Raw genomic sequence first — 15,340 nt, forward strand, 5'->3', positions numbered from 1 at the left:
CGGGTGACCGTGCCAGGGGGTTACGGGGGGAACCGCGTGCACAGCGGACGCACCGCCTGCCCCGAGGAGGGCTGCCCGTAGAATCACCCGCATGGAGGCCGAGTGAGTCCGATGCATCGGCGCGACCCCTCCCTCCGCTCCCGCCGCTCGCGGGCGGCCCTCCTCCTGCTCCGCTCGGCAGGTGCCGCCGCTCTCGCGCTCGGCCTGACCGGCGTGGCCTCCCCCGCGCTGGCGGCCCCGATCTCCGCCGCGACGGCGACCTCGACGCCCGCTCCCGGCACCGTCACCACGACCGCGGGGGCCGGCAGCGACGGCGTCCTGCGGCCCGGCCAGGACCTCGAGCTCTCGATCGCCGTGCGCAACGGCACCACCGAGGCGATCGACAGCGCCGACGTGACGGTCGCCCTCTCCTACGCCACCCTCGACACCCGCGCGGAGCTGCACGACTGGCTCGACGCCGAGGCCGACAACGACACCGACCCGGTCCGTGCGACCGCCCAGCTGCGCCTGCTGCCCTCCAGCACCGCCGAGGCCGGCCTCACCGTGCCGGTCGACCAGATCCCCTTCTCCAACGACCGGACCGCGCTCGGCACCCACGCCGTCCTCGTCACGGTCACCGGTCCGGGTGGTGTCGTCTCGACCGCCCGCACGGCCGTCGAGCTGACCGACGACGCGGCGGCCCCGGAGCGCGAGACCGGCGTCAGCGTCCTCGTCCCGCTCACCGTCCCGGACACGGCCGACGGCCTGCTCTCGGCCGAGGCCCTCGCCGACTACACCGACGGCACGGGGACCCTCACCCGGCAGCTCGACGCGGTCGCGGGGAAGGGCGTCACGATCGGGGTCGACCCGCGCATCCTCGCCTCGATCCGGATCCTCGGCAGCGCCGCTCCGGAGTCGGCGCTCGACTGGCTCGACCGGCTGCAGTCCGTGCCGAACGAGCGCTTCGCCCTGCCGTACGCCGACGCCGACGTCTCGGCCCAGGCGCAGGCCGGGCTCTCCGCGCTCCTCTCTCCCACCTCCTTCGAGTACGCGATCGACGACACCCGCTTCGCCGCGGTCCCCGGCACCGCCAGCCCGGCGCCCACGGTCGCCGTCGACTCCGACCAGCCGGCCGAGGACCTGCCGGCGCGTCCGAGCACCGAGTCGCTGCTCGCCTCCGACTGGAGCACCTCCCTCGGCAGCGTCGCCTGGCCCGACGAGGGCACCCTCCGCGGGTCGGACCTCGACGTCTACGCGGCCAGCGGCATGAACCGCACGGTCGTCCCCTCCTCCGGTCTCCTGCTGCCGGAGGAGGTGACCACGACCTCGCGCGCCACCGTCGGCGACTCGGACCTGGTCGTGGCCGACTCGCGCCTCACCGAGGCGTTCGACGCGGCCGCCACCGCCACCGACGACACCGAGTGGCGCGCCCGCATGTCCGAGATCGCCACCGATCTCGCCGAGGTGCAGGAGGAGGGGACCGCGCCGGACGTCGTGCTCACCCTCGGCCGCGGCTCGGCGATCGGCGCCGCGCGCCTCTCCGAGACCCTCGACGCGATCGAGTCGCTGCCCTGGGCCCGCGGAGTCGCCCTCTCCACCGCCCTCGCCGTCCCCGCGACCGAGGGCGCGAGCGTCGTCGACTCGCCGGAGTCGGAGTCGCGGCTCGACCGGGTGCGCGACCTGCTCGACGCCGGCTCCGAGGTCGAGGCGTTCTCCTCCGTGCTGCAGGAGCCGGAGCTGCTGTCGGGCAAGAGCCGCAACGACGTGCTGGCGCTGCTCTCGGTGACCTGGCGCGGAGACGGCAGCGGCTGGGGCGACGCCGTCGGCGCGGCCATGACCGAGGCCGACCGGACGCTCTCGCTGGTGTCGATCGACGCGACCGGCAGCATCCTGCAGGTCTCCCGCGACTCGAGCATCCCCGTGTACGTCCGCAACGAGCTCCCCTGGCCGATCGCCGTCCGCATCCAGGCCTCGACCTCGAACGCCGTCCTCGACATCGACGAGGAGGCGATCGAGACCACCGAGATCGACGCCCGCTCGCAGGGCCGCGTCCTCATCCCCGTGAAGGCCCGGGTCGGCAACGGCGAGACGAGCCTCGGCCTGCAGCTGACCTCGGCGCAGGGCGTCCCCATCGGCACCCCCACGGGCATGACGACCAGCGTCCGCGCCGACTGGGAGACCGTCGGCACCCTGGTCATCGGGATCGCGCTCGTCGTCGTCTTCGGAGCCGGCATCCTCCGCAACATCCGCCGTCGCCGTCGAGGCGACACCCCTGAGGACGAGGAGGACCCGAACGCCGTGCTCGAGGTCCAGCCCGATCTCGACGACCAGCGATCGGACCCGCGTGGCTAGCTTCTCCCTCGGACGCGCGAGCGCCGTCCTCGCCTCCGGCACGATGGTCTCGCGGATCCTCGGCTTCATCATGTCGATCGTCATGGCGAACACGATCGGAGCCGCGGTCGCGCCGGGCGCGGACGCCTTCACGACGGCGAACCTGCTCCCCAACACGATCTACTCGATCATCGCGGGCGGCGCTCTGAACGCCGTCCTCGTCCCGCAGATCGTGCGGGCGGGCCTCGACGCCGACGGCGGCCGCGGCTACATCAACCGCCTGCTGACCCTGGCGCTCGGCCTGCTCCTGGTGACCACGATCGCCGCCACGGTCCTCGCTCCCCTGCTCGTGCGCCTCTACGCGCCCGGCTACGGACCGGAGCAGTACCAGCTGGCCGTCGCCTTCGCGTTCTGGTGCCTGCCGCAGGTCTTCTTCTACGGCCTGTTCACGATCCTCGGCGAGGTGCTCAACGCCCGCGGCTCGTTCGGCCCCTTCACCTGGGCGCCCGTGCTGAACAACGTCGTGGTGATCGCCGGGCTCGTCGCCTTCATGGTGGTGTTCGGCGCCGATCCGGAGGGGAACCGGCCGGTCGACTCGTGGTCCCCGGCGATGGTGACCCTGCTCGGCGGGAGCGCGACGCTGGGCATCGTCGTCCAGTCGCTGTTCCTGATGCTCTTCTGGCGGAGGGTCGGCCTCAGCTACCGCCCCGACTTCCGCTTCCGGGGCGTCGGCCTCGGCACGGCCGGGCGGATGTCGCTGTGGTCGTTCGCCACGGTGCTGCTGACCATCGTCGCCGGCATCGTCGAGAGCCAGGTCTCCTCCACCGCGTCCGGCGAGGGGCCCTCGGCCGCGGCGCTGCAGAAGGCGTGGCTGATCTTCATGCTGCCCCACTCGGTCATCGCGATCTCGATCGCCATGGCGTACTTCACCAAGATGAGCGGCCACACCGCACGGGGCGAGATGAAGGAGTTCCGCTCGGACGTCTCCACTTCGCTCCGCCTGGTGCTGATGATGCTCGTCTTCGCCGCCGCCGCGATCGTCGTGGTCGCGGTGCCGTTCGGCTCCGTCTTCACCGACTCGTTCGCGGACGCGCAGGCCATCGGAGCGATCGCCATGGCTTACGTGATCGCCCTGCCGCTGTTCTCCTCGATCGCCATCATGCAGCGCGCGTTCTACGCCCTGAGCGACGGAGCGCGGCCGTTCCTGTTCACCCTGGTGCAGGTCGTCGTGGCGGTCGCCGGGTACCTGATGGTGCTCCGGCTCCCCGCCGACCGCACCGCCGTCGGCATCGCCGCTGCGACCTCGCTCGGCATCTGCGTGCAGGCCCTCGTGGCGGCCCTCCTCCTGCGCCGCCGGCTCGGCGGCCGCGGAGGCAGGCGGATCCTCGTCAGGCTCGCGCAGTTCGTCCTCGCCGCGGTGCCCTCCGCCGCCGCCGGCTACGGCGTCCTGGTCGCCCTCGGCGGCACGCGCGCGGGCGGTTTCGCCGTCTCGAACTACGTGGAGCCGCTGCTCTCGATGGCCGCGATCGGCACCGTGATGGCGCTCGTCTACTTCGCGGTCCTCTGGTTCCTCCGGGTGCCGGAGCTGCGCGCCGTCCTCGCTCCGGTGCTCCGCCGACTGGGCCGCTGATGCTGCTCCGGTAAAAACCCGGTCAGAGGCCCTTTCCGGTTCTGCTGAGTCGACCGGACCGTAGCACTGCCCACGCTACCGGGCCCGCGGAATAGTGCCCGCCTAGGATGTGTTGTAGCCCACGGAGCCGCGGAACGATTCGAGCGACCGGCTCCGGGTGCTCGGCTCCCGCCCCACCCGTCACCGCTCGTACAGACCCCGAGGAGTTGCCGTGCGCGACATCGTCATCATCGGATCCGGCCCCGCCGGCTGGACCGCCGCCATCTACGCGGCGCGCGCCGAACTGCACCCGGTGGTCGTGGCCTCGTCGGTCGAGATCGGCGGCGACCTGATGAACACGACGGACGTCGAGAACTTCCCCGGCTTCCCCGACGGCGTCCTCGGCCCCGAGCTGATGACCTCGATGCAGGCGCAGGCCGAGAAGTTCGGCGCCGAGACCTTCTACGACGACGTCACCTCCCTCGATCTCGAGGGCGAGGTCAAGACCGTCCACCTCGGCTCCGGCGAGAGCATCGAGGCGAAGACCGTCGTCGTCGCGACCGGATCCGCGTACCGCAAGCTGGGCCTCCACGACGAGGACCGCCTGTCGGGACACGGTGTCTCGTGGTGTGCCACCTGCGACGGCTTCTTCTTCAAGGGCAAGACCATCGCCGTCGTCGGCGGTGGCGACTCCGCCATGGAGGAGGCGACCTTCCTCACCAAGCACGCCGCGAAGGTCTACGTGATCCACCGCAAGGACTCGCTCCGCGCCTCGAAGGTCATGCAGAAGCGCGCCTTCGACAACGAGAGGATCGAGTTCATCTGGAACGCCGAGGTCACCGGCATCACCGGTGAGAACCACGTCGACGGCGTGAAGCTGCGCGACACGGTCGACGGCACCGAGTCCCACCTCGACCTCGACGGCCTGTTCATCGCGATCGGCAACGACCCGCGCACGCACGTCGTGCACGGCAAGCTCGACCTCACCACCGAGGGCACCATCTCGGTGGTCGGCCGCTCCTCCCAGACCTCCGTTCCCGGCGTCTTCGCCGCCGGCGACGTGATCGACCCGACCTACCGTCAGGCCGTCACCGCCGCGGCATCCGGAACGGTCGCCGCCCTCGACGCGGAGCACTACCTCGCTTCGCTCGCCGATGGCACCGCCCACACCGAAGGCTCACCCCGGGCCGAGCTCATCACCCGCTGACCGTCCGGTCATCGCACATCGGAGCCGGCAGCCCGCCGACTCGTGAAGGAGAGAACACCATGTCCACCGCGAAGAGCGTCACCGACGCATCGTTCCAGTCCGACGTCCTCGACTCCGAGAAGACCGTCCTGGTCGACTTCTGGGCCGAGTGGTGCGGCCCCTGCCGCATGGTCGCGCCGATCCTCGACCAGATCTCGGCCGAGCACGGCGACAAGATCGAGATCGTCAAGCTGAACGTCGACGAGAACCCGCAGACCGCCGCGAAGTACCAGATCACGTCGATCCCGGCGATGAAGGTCTACCAGAAGGGCGAGGTCGTGAAGACCGTCATCGGCGCCAAGCCGAAGCCGGCCCTCGAGGCCGACCTGGCCGCGTTCCTCTGAGTTCGCACCCCTGACCGCCCCGTGCGGTCTCCGAGAGCCCCTGTCACGTCATGACGGGGGCTCTCCTCGTTCCTGGGCTGTTTCACGTGAAACAGCCCTGCCGGGGCGCAGGCCACGATCCCTGCGGTGGCGCCCGACCGCCCCGCCGCAGTACAGGACCGGCCGGTACTGTGGATCCACCCGGCTCCGGCCGGAGAGACCCTGTCCACCGAGCGAAGCGGAACCATCGTGACCAACCGCGGCACCAACCTCGACCCCTGGTACAACTCCTATGCGGAGCGCACGGCCGGTCTGGCCGCCAGCGAGGTCCGAGCCCTGTTCGCCGTCGCGTCACGCCCCGAAGTGGTCTCGCTCGCCGGCGGCATGCCGTTCGTGTCCGCGCTCCCCCAGGACCTGGTGACCGGCGCCATCGACACCGTGATGCGGGAGCAGGGACCCGTCGCGCTGCAGTACGGGTCGGGCCAGGGCGTCCCCGTCCTGCGCGAGCAGATCCTCGACGTCATGGCCCTCGAGGGCATCTCCGCCAGCGCGGACGACATCGTGGTCACCACGGGCTCTCAGCACGCCCTGGAGCTCGTCTCCAAGCTGTTCCTGGACCCGGGGGACGTCGTCCTCTCCGAGGGCCCCAGCTACGTCACGGCGATGGTCATCTTCCGGTCGTACCAGGCCGAGGTCGAGCACGTCCCGATGGACGAGCACGGGCTCATCCCCGCCGCCCTCCGCGAGCACATCGCCCGCGTGCGCGCCGCCGGCAAGACGATCAAGTTCCTGTACACGATCCCCACCTTCCACAACCCCGCGGGCGTGACCCTCAGCTGGGAGCGCCGGGTCGAGATCCTCGAGATCTGCAAGTCCGAGGGAATCCTCGTGCTCGAGGACAACCCGTACGGCCTCCTCTACTTCGAGGACGTCCCGCCGAAGGCGATGCGCTCGCTGGAGGAGGACGGGGTGATCTACCTCGGCACGTTCTCGAAGACGCTCGCTCCCGGCTTCCGGGTGGGCTGGGCTCTCGCTCCGCACGCGATCCGCGAGCGGCTGATCCTCGCCAACGAGGCGGCCGTCCTCAGCCCGTCGTCCTTCAGCCAGCTGGTCATCTCGAAGTACCTCGAGACGGCCGACTGGCGCGGACAGATCGACACCTTCCGGGGCGTCTACCGCGAACGGAAGGAGGCGATGCTGAAGGGCCTGCAAACCCATCTGCCCGGCCTCAGCTGGACGAACCCGAACGGCGGCTTCTACGTCTGGGTCACGCTGCCCGAGGAGCTCGACTCCAAGGCGATGCTGCCGCGCGCGGTGAAGGAGCTCGTCGCCTACACGCCGGGCACCGCGTTCTACGGCAACGGGGACGGACGTCAGAACATCCGCCTCTCGTTCTGCTACCCGACGCCGGAGCGCATCGGAGACGGCATCCGCCGCCTCGCCACGGTCATCAACGGAGAGCTCGATCTGCTGTCGACCTTCGCGGGTACGGGCCGGCTGAGCAGCGCCGACGCGGGCAAGCGCGACGCCGTCCTGCCGCCGAACGTCTCCTGACACCGCTCCTTCGATAAGAAAGCCCTGGTCATGACCGATTTCTCTGTGCTCGACCGTACACTCGACATCGTCGTTATCAGCGGTGGCATCAGCCACGAGCGCGACGTCTCCCTGCGGTCGGGCCGTCGTGTGGCGGACCGTCTGTCCGCCATGGGCCACCGCGTCTCCCTGCACGAACCGGACGCCGGCCTCCTCTCGACGCTCCTGCAGAAGCGTCCCGACGTCGTCTGGCCCGCAGTGCACGGAGCGAGCGGCGAGGACGGTGCACTCCTCGGGCTCCTCGAGGCGGCGGGCTTCGCCTACGTCGGCTCGCAGACGGACGCGGCGCGCCTGGCCTGGTTCAAGCCGACCGCGAAGACGCTCGTCGCTCGCGCCGGCTTCTCGACCCCGCGCTCCGTCACCCTCCCCCGCGAGACCTTCCGCGAGCTCGGAGCCGCCGGGATCCTGGAGCAGGTGGAAGCGCACCTGCCCGGCTCTCTCGTGGTGAAGCCCGCTCAGGGCGGATCAGCCCAGGGCGTCAGCATCGTGACGGAGTCGTCGCAGCTCCCGCGAGCGATGGTCGAGGCGTACACCTACGGCGACGTCGTGCTCATCGAGCAGCAGATCCAGGGAACCGAGGTCTCCGTCGGTGTTCTCGACCTCGGTGACGGACCTTTCGCACTGCCGCCCGTCGAGATCGCACCCGTCGCGGGCCAGTACACCTTCGAAGCGCGCTACAACGCGGGGGAGACGCACTTCTACACGCCGGCCAGGATCTCGCCGGAGATCACGGAGGAAGTGTCCCGCGTGGCCGTTGCGATCCACGAGCTGCTGGGGCTCCGCCATCTGTCGCGCCTCGACTTCATCATCGACGAGGCCGGACTCCCCTGGTTCTTCGACGCGAATGTCCTTCCCGGGATGACCGAGACCTCACTCGTTCCTCAGGCCATCGAGGCATCCGGCCGCTACCTCGGCGACGTCTACTCCACCCTCGCGAAGCTCGCCGCCTCCTGACCTTCACCGTTTCACGTGAAACGGTCCGCTGCGCGTCCGCTCCTGGTCGCGAGGCTGCAGCGTTTTGAACAAGTGCGCGAAACCATGCCAGACGAGTAGCCGGATCGCGGCATATCGAGACCCGCGATCGCCCCCTTCTCCTATGACATGGGTCGAGTAGCCGCCGAACAACGTGTCCTGGTCTTCATCAACAGACCAGTAGTGCCGACTCAAGGGAAGCCGAGGCCGCGTCTCGACCCCCACAACGTCAGACACCCATCGCCGCGCCGGTCGAGTATCCGTAGATCGGCGTGGTGAAGCCCCCCTCGTCCCCCTAAACCCACCAGGAATCGACCCGGCCCAAGGGCTTCGATCGGCACCTGGTCCTCATCGTCATGCTGGTCGAGGAATCGCATTGCTGCGTATCGAGACCCGGAGACCCTCGGCGGGTACCAGGTGAGGCATTGCCTGGTGCAAGATGTCCACCCCAATCGTTTCGCTATCTCCGCAGACATACCGGCGAAGAGCAGTAGTGCGTCGAATCGAGGCTCACCACAATCGCCACCCGCGCCATCTTTAGGAAACGACCTGTTCTATCGACGCTGATCGACGCCAGCACCCGTCGCCATGCTGGTCGAGTAGCCACAACGCGACGTATCGAGACCCACGGGCCGAAGGGACCCCTCTCGCTTGGTTCTCCGACCTCAATTCCGCCTCGGGGGGGTGGTGTTTGGTCAGGCGAGCGATCTCTTTCGAGCATTGCGGTCGAAGCCGGTCCCACGGTGATCCGCATGGGCGTCCAGTCTTCTCGGCAGGGGCGTTTCACGTGAAACGCTTCCGCGGCCGTTGAGCAATTTCGATCAGAAAAGTTGAGCCTGTTGGAGCGAGTCGAGCCGACGAGTGCCTCCTCTCCTACCTGACTAGCTCGTAGCTCTTCAATGGCTAGGCCGCCCTAGAGCGCACCGTTTCACGTGAAACGGCCCTTCCATCGTCTCTTTCAGTGCTCTCCGGGGGCGGCCGTCGACGAGGTCCTCCTTCAAATCTCAACGAACCCACTCATCGCATCCGCGTCGATCCGCGAGAACGAAGCGATACTGCACATCGTCTAACTTGCGCCCCCCGCCGGCCAATTTCTGGAGGCCCAGGAAGCGCTCCTCACCGGCGACTTGGGATGCACGGACAGCCGAGGGGGCCCCATCTCAGCGGCCAACGTAGGAATGTTTCACGTGAAACATTGCGCACGGGAACATCGGCGACCTTGACGTCGCCCTGGGCAGCGGAGAGCGCCACCGAGTACGACCCGCCCAGGCACCCGTCCTGCGCCCGCCAGCGAGTCACCGAAAGCGACACGAACTCCGGAGGTCAACGAGGTCTGAACTCAGCCAATCCTCGATCCGGCGCTCCACGCCTACTCAACCGCCATATAGGCGCATCGTGAGCTGCTCTATCCAGAGATCAATGCCCCAGATACCCGGCGATCGTCACCGTTCGGCAATACCAGCCGTATTCTCGACCAGGACCGGAGTCAGCAGGGCCCCGCAGAACCTGGGACCACTTCATCGGACTGTACCGGTCAGAAGGGCCTATCAATCAGAGAGAGGACGACAACCGAGAAATCTCAGCTCACAAGGCATCTCGAAGATCGCCCCAAGCGTGCTGATCTGCGATCGCGGTGCCGACGAGGGGAGCGGATACCGCCACATCGGCGATTGCGGCCAAGAACACAGCGCGAGCACGCGCACGCCAGCCGCACGGCGAATCAGTGGCGGCCGCTAGGCCGGCCACTACGGGGCGAGCGACACCTCGGTCGGCTCCCCGATCTCGGCGAGGATGCGGTTCAAGTCCTGGATGGTGGCGAAGTCGATGACCATCTGGCCCTTACGTGCGCCCAGGGTGACCTTGACGCGCGTGTTCAACCGGTCGCCGAGGTGATCCGCGATCGACGAGAGGTGTCCGGAGTGGCCGCCCTGCTCCTCCACCACAGGACGCGTGGTCGTCCGCGGCGCCTTCATCTGCGCCGCGGCAGCCTCGGCGGCGCGGACGGACAGGTCCTCGTCGACGATCTTGTCGGCCAGGCGGCGCATCATCTCGACGTCGTCGAGCGACAGAACCGCACGCGCGTGTCCCGCGGTCAGGACGCCGGCAGCGACACGGGCCTGCACATCGGCCGGGAGGCGCAGAAGACGGAGTGTGTTCGAGATCTGCGGCCGAGACCGTCCGAGCCGCGTGGCCAGGGCCTCCTGGGTGATCCCGAAGTCGCTGAGGAGCTGCTGGTAGGCGGACGCCTCCTCGAGCGGGTTGAGGTCGGCGCGGTGCAGGTTCTCCAGCAGCGCGTCGCGAAGCATGTTCTCGTCGGCCGTGTCCTTGACGACCGCGGGGATGGTGGTCAGTCCCGCGGCCTTCGAGGCGCGGAACCGGCGCTCACCCATGACGAGCTCGTACTTCGCTCCGCCGCGAGCCGTCACGGGCCGGACGACGATCGGCTGCAGCACTCCGAACTCGCGGATGCTGTGGACGAGTTCCGCGAGGTCGTCCTCGTCGAACACCGACCGCGGCTGCGCCGTGTTGGGGGTGATGTCGGCGAGGGGGAGTCGCGCCAAGCGCGCTCCGGGGACCTCGAGGAGCTCCTCGGCACGGGCCGAATCGCCGACCTGATCAGGGAAGAAGACGTCGACGGGCCGGGAGCGCGACTCGTCGCTGGTCGGGATGAGCGAGCCGATCCCCCGGCCGAGTCCCGTGCGCTTGGTCGCCATCAGCGTGCCTCTCCTTCGTGTGCCGTCTCGGGTGTCTTCCGGGCTCCGCGTCGTGCGATCTCCGCGGCCGCCTCCAGATACGCCAGCGAACCGGACGACTGCGGGTCGTAGCTGATCACGCTCTGTCCATAGCTCGGCGCCTCCGAGATCCTCACGTTGCGCGGGATCACCGCGCGCAGCACCTCCTTCGGGAAGTGCTCTCGCACATCCGCTGCCACCTGCTGGGAGAGGTTCGTGCGGCCGTCGTACATGGTCAGGAGGATCGTCGAGACACCGAGGTTCGGATTGAGGTGCCGCTCGATCAGGTCGATGTTCTTGAGCAGCTGGCTGAGCCCCTCGAGGGCGTAGTACTCGCACTGGATCGGAATGAGCACCTCGCGAGCGGCGACGAACGCGTTGATCGTCAGCAGCCCGAGCGAAGGAGGGCAGTCGATGAAGACGTAGTCGAACGGCTCGTCCATGGTGTCGAGCATGCGGTCGAGCGCACGGCGGAGACGCTGCTCGCGTGCGACGAGCGAGACCAGCTCGATCTCGGCGCCGGCCAGGTGGATGGTCGCCGGCACACCGTAGAGCGAGGCGAACTCCGGGCTCTTCTGCACGACGTCCGCGAGGGGAGTGTCGTTGACGATCACGTCGTACACGCTGGCCGTCTCGGCGCGGTGCTCGATGCCCAGGGCCGTCGACGCGTTGCCCTGCGGATCGAGGTCGATGACGAGCACCTTCGCCTCACCGCGGGCGAGCCCGGCGGCGAGGTTGACAGTCGTCGTCGTCTTGCCGACGCCGCCCTTCTGGTTCGAGATCGTGATGACGCGCGTCGACTCGGGCTTAGGCAGCGGCTGGGCGTTCAGCAGTGCGCGCCGGCGGGTCATGTCCGCGATCTCCCGGGCCAGGGGAGTCGAGGAATCGAAGCCTCCGGTCAGACCGGCGGAATCGGTTTGTTTCACGTGAAACCTTCGCTCAGCGAGTGGGACGGACATCAGCACCGAGGAGTCGACGGACGAGGAGTCGGGGGCTCACGGCGGCGTCGTGGCGATCAACCCACTGTAGCCCGGACGACCCTCGTCACCTCGGAGAGCACGCCGTCGCCGAGCACGACGACCTCGGGCGGGGAGAGCCGGAAACGACGGATCTGCTTGGCCGCCGCCTCGATCTCCTTCTCGGCGTTGATGCCCTTCAGCAGGACCAGCTCGCCTCCGGGCCGCAGCAGCGGCGCGGTCAGCGGGATCAGCTTCGAGAGGGCGCTGACCGCCCGAGCGGTCACCTGGTCGAGAGGCTCCGCGAGCTCCGCCTCTTCAGCACGGGCTCGAAGAACTGAGACATTCTCGAGTCCGAGTCCGTCCACCTGCTCCTGAAGCCAGACGACGCGACGCTCCATCGGCTCGATGAGCACGAAGCGGACGTCGGGCCGCACGATGGCCAGGACGAGCCCGGGAAGGCCCGCGCCACTGCCGACATCACCCACCAGTCCCGGACGCAGGAGAGGGGCCACCAGGGCGCTGTTGAGCACGTGCCGCGTCCAGAGACGGGGGAGCTCCAAGGGCCCGATCAGGCCGCGCTCCTCACCCTGGTCGGCGAGAGCCTCCGTGAACCGCCGCAGGAGGGGCAGGCGGTCGCCGGCGATCGCCGCAGCGGCTGCGGGCTCGGCCTCGAGGGTCGACTCCACGCCGTTCAGCCGCGGGTGATGACGGTGTGGCGCTCGCGCGCCTCGCCGCGCGACTCCGACACGAAGCCGCGCTCGCCCACCATGTCGTGGACCAGCTTGCGCTCGTACGACGACATGGGCGGGAGCGAGGCCGACGTGGCGCCGTCCTCGATCCGCTCGATCGCGCGGTCGACCAGCTGGGCGAGCTCAGCCTCGCGGGCGTCGCGGGAGCCACCGATGTCGAGGATGAGGCGGGAGAACGCGCCGGTCTTCGTCTGGACCGCCAGGCGCGTCAGCTCCTGCAGTGCCTGGACGGCGTCGGGGCGGGAGAGCACCCGGAGGTTCGTGTCGCCGGAGGCGGTGACCGAGAGGTAGGCGCGGCCGTTGCGGACCTCGATGTCGATGTCGCCGTCGAGGTCGCAGATGTCGAGGAACTCCTCGATGTAGTCGGCGGCGACGTCGCCCTCGTCCTCGAGCTGCGAGAGCGTGGACTCGGGCGCCTCGTCGACGGCGGACGCGTCCACGTCCGCGGGTGCGGACGCGTCGTCGGTGATGGTCTGCATCGGATCGGTCATGGCGGCTCTACTTCTTTCCGGCTTGCTTCTTGGAGCGGTTCTTGCTCACGGGCTGCGTGCGCTGCACGGCCTTCTTCTCGACGAGGGTGACGTCGCCGGCGGCCGTGGTCTCCTCGACCAGCTTGCCCTTGCGGCGCAGGCGCTCCTCGCGGGCCTTGGCGGCCTCGCTGCCCGGGGTCGGCATGTTCCGGATGACGATGAACTGCTGGATCATCGTCCAGATGTTCGAGGTCAGCCAGTAGAACATCACGCCGAGGGGGAAGGCGAAGCCCGAGAAGGCGAAGACGAGGGGGAGGATGTAGAGCAGGATCCGCTGCTGCTTGAACGTCGGCGAGGCCTTCGCCTCGGGCGACATGTTCTTCGAGACGATCTGCAGCTGGGTGATGAACTGCGACGCGGTCATCAGGACGACCATGATCACGGCGATGATGATGACCGGCTCCTGGCCGCCCTCGGCGAGTGCGCCCTGGATCGACTGGTGCAACGGCGCGACGCCGAAGAGGTTCGCCTCGCCGAACTGGCGGGCGAGCGTCTCGTCGAGCGGGCCCACGCCCTTCTGGCTGTGCTGCGCCGCGTTCAGCACCGAGAACAGGCTGAAGAAGATCGGCATCTGGATCAGCAGGGGCAGGCAGGAGGCGAGCGGGTTGGTGCCTGTCTTCTTGTAGAGCTCCATGGTCTCGCGGGACATCGCCTCGCGGGACAGCTGGTCGCGCTTGCCCTTGTACTTGTCCTGGATCTTCTTGAGCTGGGGCGCGACCTCGAGCATCCGGCGCTGGCTCTTGATCTGCTTGACGAAGATCGGGATGAGCGCGGCGCGGATGACGATGACCAGGCCGACGATCGAGAGGACCCAGGTGATTCCCGCGGCCGCCTCCATGCCGGTGAAGGTCAGCAGCTGGTGGAAGGCGACGAGGAGCAGCTCGACCACCCACTTGAGGGGCCAGAGGATCGTGCCGAGGAGGTCCATGGAGTGGGGTCAGTCCTTTCGAGGGCCCACGACGAACCCGGCTCGCGTCACGGCGAAGCGGGTCCGGCCGGAAGCCGGTCGGTGCAGGGGGATCGAGGTCGGGACGTCGTCGATGCCGCCGGCCGCCCACGGGTGGCAGCGGAGCAGACGGCGGGCCGCGAGGACGGAGCCGAGGACGAGCCCGTGGAGCTGGACCGCCTGGAGCGCGTACGCGGAGCACGAGGGGTAGTAACGGCAGACGTCCCCGTAGAGAGGGGACACGACCGCCCGGTAGACGATCAGGAGCAGGACGCCGATGTTCCGCGGCAGCAGGAGGATCGCCCACCCGAGCCGGGCGAGCGGCGCCTCGCGGCGGGGGAGCACAGCGGTCACGAGGACGACCCGCTCTTCCGCGCGGCTCGCGCCATCGCGGACCACACCTCGGAGCGCAACTCCGACCAGGGGGCGTCGGCGCTGCCGGGCAGCGCGCGGACGACGACCTGGGTGCCGGGGTCGATCTCGGGGACGAGCTCGAACGCCACGGCCTTGAGCCGGCGGCGGACGGTGTTGCGCGTCACCGCGGTGCCGACCGTCTTGGCGACGATGAACCCGAACCGCGCCGGATCGCCCGCGGAGGACCGGCGGACATACGTGACGGTGTGCGGTCCTGTGGACCGCACACCGCGACGGACGACTGTCCGGTACTCGCCTCCGTGGACGATGCGATTGGCTCTGGCCAGCACCGCTGGTCGGTACCGCTCGCTGCTAGGCGGAGAGCTCGGTGCGCCCCTTGGCGCGGCGCGCGCTGAGGATGCCGCGGCCGGCACGGGTGCGCATGCGCAGACGGAAGCCGTGCACCTTGGCGCGACGACGGTTGTTCGGCTGGAAGGTTCGCTTGCTCATAATCAGATCTCCACGTACGTGTTCCGCGGCGCGAACCGGCACCACCCGCTCGGGCGGAGACTCGGATCCTCCGGGAAGAAGGGGTGCCCGGCTGCGGAATCCGCTCGGCCTGCGAGGGCCGCACGGACGACACCGGGCAGGCGTCAACTGATTTAAACTACGGCCTGTTCCGTCACCGGTCAAATGTGGACGGCGCGAAACCTCGATCATGCACACGGGACACGGGGTTCCGCGCATTGACACGCGGGTGTCGCTGTGGTGGATTTGTCTCCCGTCGGCTCCGTTCGTTACGGTGTTGAGCCGCAGTTATCCACAGGTGGGATCCGCGTCCTCCCGCGCCCGCACAGGCATCGCTCGAGGCCGGTGGACAACCCTGTGGAGAGAGCGGCACTCGAGACCCGGCTCCGCGCCCGGTCCGCGACGCCCCTGCAGCGGGCGGCGACGGGTCCGGCGGAGACGGCGATCCCGCAGCGACTTCACAGCGACAGCACCCAGGACCGGAGACAG

At 69.0% G+C, this 15,340-nt stretch carries 14 protein-coding genes; 6 read left to right on the forward strand and 8 right to left on the reverse strand.

All coding sequences use genetic code 11. The features are described from left to right. Positions 1-111: 111 nt before the first annotated feature. The 6 genes from GSU40_RS16770 to GSU40_RS16795 all read left to right on the forward strand — a co-directional run bounded on the left by GSU40_RS16770 (position 112) and on the right by GSU40_RS16795 (position 8,035). Positions 112-2,331: a DUF6049 family protein gene (locus tag GSU40_RS16770; RefSeq protein ID WP_160036020.1), complete on the forward strand. Its 2,220-nt coding sequence runs from the start codon at positions 112-114 to the stop codon at positions 2,329-2,331. Continuing rightward, on the forward strand, positions 2,324-3,940 hold the full coding sequence (gene murJ / locus GSU40_RS16775) for a murein biosynthesis integral membrane protein MurJ (protein WP_244229530.1): 1,617 nt from the start codon (positions 2,324-2,326) through the stop codon (positions 3,938-3,940). The genes GSU40_RS16770 and murJ overlap by 8 nt, the downstream gene beginning before the upstream one ends. A 211-nt stretch (positions 3,941-4,151) precedes the next feature. Further along, the gene (trxB, locus tag GSU40_RS16780) at positions 4,152-5,126 is read left to right on the forward strand and encodes a thioredoxin-disulfide reductase (protein ID WP_104225794.1); all 975 of its coding nucleotides are present in this window, start codon (positions 4,152-4,154) and stop codon (positions 5,124-5,126) included. Positions 5,127-5,185: 59 nt separating this feature from the next. Next, positions 5,186-5,509: a thioredoxin gene (gene trxA, locus GSU40_RS16785; RefSeq protein WP_104222687.1), complete on the forward strand. Its 324-nt coding sequence runs from the start codon at positions 5,186-5,188 to the stop codon at positions 5,507-5,509. Positions 5,510-5,737: 228 nt separating this feature from the next. After that, the gene (locus GSU40_RS16790; RefSeq protein WP_160036022.1) at positions 5,738-7,042 is read left to right on the forward strand and encodes a PLP-dependent aminotransferase family protein; all 1,305 of its coding nucleotides are present in this window, start codon (positions 5,738-5,740) and stop codon (positions 7,040-7,042) included. A gap of 30 nt (positions 7,043-7,072) precedes the next feature. Then, entirely contained in the window at positions 7,073-8,035 is a 963-nt protein-coding gene (locus GSU40_RS16795) for an ATP-grasp domain-containing protein (protein ID WP_160036024.1), read from the forward strand. A gap of 1,763 nt (positions 8,036-9,798) precedes the next feature. On the opposite strand, the gene GSU40_RS16800 is transcribed toward GSU40_RS16795, so the two are convergent. The 8 genes from GSU40_RS16800 to rpmH all read right to left on the reverse strand — a co-directional run bounded on the left by GSU40_RS16800 (position 9,799) and on the right by rpmH (position 14,833). Next, positions 9,799-10,767 (reverse strand): ParB/RepB/Spo0J family partition protein, encoded by a 969-nt coding sequence (locus GSU40_RS16800; RefSeq protein WP_160036026.1) that lies wholly within the window; start codon positions 10,765-10,767, stop codon positions 9,799-9,801. Next, positions 10,767-11,636, reverse strand: coding sequence for a ParA family protein (locus GSU40_RS16805; RefSeq protein ID WP_104247021.1), 870 nt, complete (start codon positions 11,634-11,636; stop codon positions 10,767-10,769). The genes GSU40_RS16800 and GSU40_RS16805 overlap by 1 nt, the downstream gene beginning before the upstream one ends. A gap of 164 nt (positions 11,637-11,800) precedes the next feature. Continuing rightward, positions 11,801-12,430, reverse strand: coding sequence for a 16S rRNA (guanine(527)-N(7))-methyltransferase RsmG (rsmG, locus tag GSU40_RS16810; RefSeq protein WP_104268815.1), 630 nt, complete (start codon positions 12,428-12,430; stop codon positions 11,801-11,803). 5 nt (positions 12,431-12,435) lie between these two features. Beyond that, complete coding sequence (locus tag GSU40_RS16815) at positions 12,436-12,984, reverse strand: R3H domain-containing nucleic acid-binding protein (RefSeq protein ID WP_244229531.1); 549 nt, start codon at positions 12,982-12,984, stop codon at positions 12,436-12,438. 7 nt (positions 12,985-12,991) lie between these two features. Next, on the reverse strand, positions 12,992-13,951 hold the full coding sequence (yidC, locus tag GSU40_RS16820) for a membrane protein insertase YidC (protein ID WP_104222681.1): 960 nt from the start codon (positions 13,949-13,951) through the stop codon (positions 12,992-12,994). Between the two features lie 9 nt (positions 13,952-13,960). Next, entirely contained in the window at positions 13,961-14,314 is a 354-nt protein-coding gene (gene yidD, locus GSU40_RS16825) for a membrane protein insertion efficiency factor YidD (RefSeq protein WP_244229684.1), read from the reverse strand. Positions 14,315-14,319: 5 nt separating this feature from the next. Beyond that, positions 14,320-14,673 carry a ribonuclease P protein component gene (gene rnpA / locus GSU40_RS16830; RefSeq protein WP_160036028.1) on the reverse strand — a complete coding sequence of 118 codons (354 nt, stop codon included), beginning with the start codon at positions 14,671-14,673 and terminating at the stop codon, positions 14,320-14,322. A gap of 22 nt (positions 14,674-14,695) precedes the next feature. Then, on the reverse strand, positions 14,696-14,833 hold the full coding sequence (gene rpmH, locus GSU40_RS16835; RefSeq protein WP_055784512.1) for a 50S ribosomal protein L34: 138 nt from the start codon (positions 14,831-14,833) through the stop codon (positions 14,696-14,698). Positions 14,834-15,340: the final 507 nt, after the last annotated feature.

This window comes from Rathayibacter sp. VKM Ac-2805 (assembly GCF_009834265.1).
Classification (GTDB): Bacteria; Actinomycetota; Actinomycetes; order Actinomycetales; family Microbacteriaceae; genus Rathayibacter.

Excerpts from the sequence above, each read along its gene's own strand:
- GSU40_RS16800 (WP_160036026.1), bottom strand. The coding sequence starts at position 10,767 with ATGGCGACCAAGCGCACGGGACTCGGCCGGGGGATCGGCTCGCTCATC.
- yidC (WP_104222681.1), bottom strand. The coding sequence starts at position 13,951 with ATGGACCTCCTCGGCACGATCCTCTGGCCCCTCAAGTGGGTGGTCGAG.
- GSU40_RS16770 (WP_160036020.1), top strand. The coding sequence starts at position 112 with ATGCATCGGCGCGACCCCTCCCTCCGCTCCCGCCGCTCGCGGGCGGCC.
- GSU40_RS16795 (WP_160036024.1), top strand. The coding sequence starts at position 7,073 with ATGACCGATTTCTCTGTGCTCGACCGTACACTCGACATCGTCGTTATC.
- GSU40_RS16815 (WP_244229531.1), bottom strand. The coding sequence starts at position 12,984 with ATGACCGATCCGATGCAGACCATCACCGACGACGCGTCCGCACCCGCG.
- rpmH (WP_055784512.1), bottom strand. The coding sequence starts at position 14,833 with ATGAGCAAGCGAACCTTCCAGCCGAACAACCGTCGTCGCGCCAAGGTG.
- GSU40_RS16805 (WP_104247021.1), bottom strand. The coding sequence starts at position 11,636 with ATGACCCGCCGGCGCGCACTGCTGAACGCCCAGCCGCTGCCTAAGCCC.
- trxA (WP_104222687.1), top strand. The coding sequence starts at position 5,186 with ATGTCCACCGCGAAGAGCGTCACCGACGCATCGTTCCAGTCCGACGTC.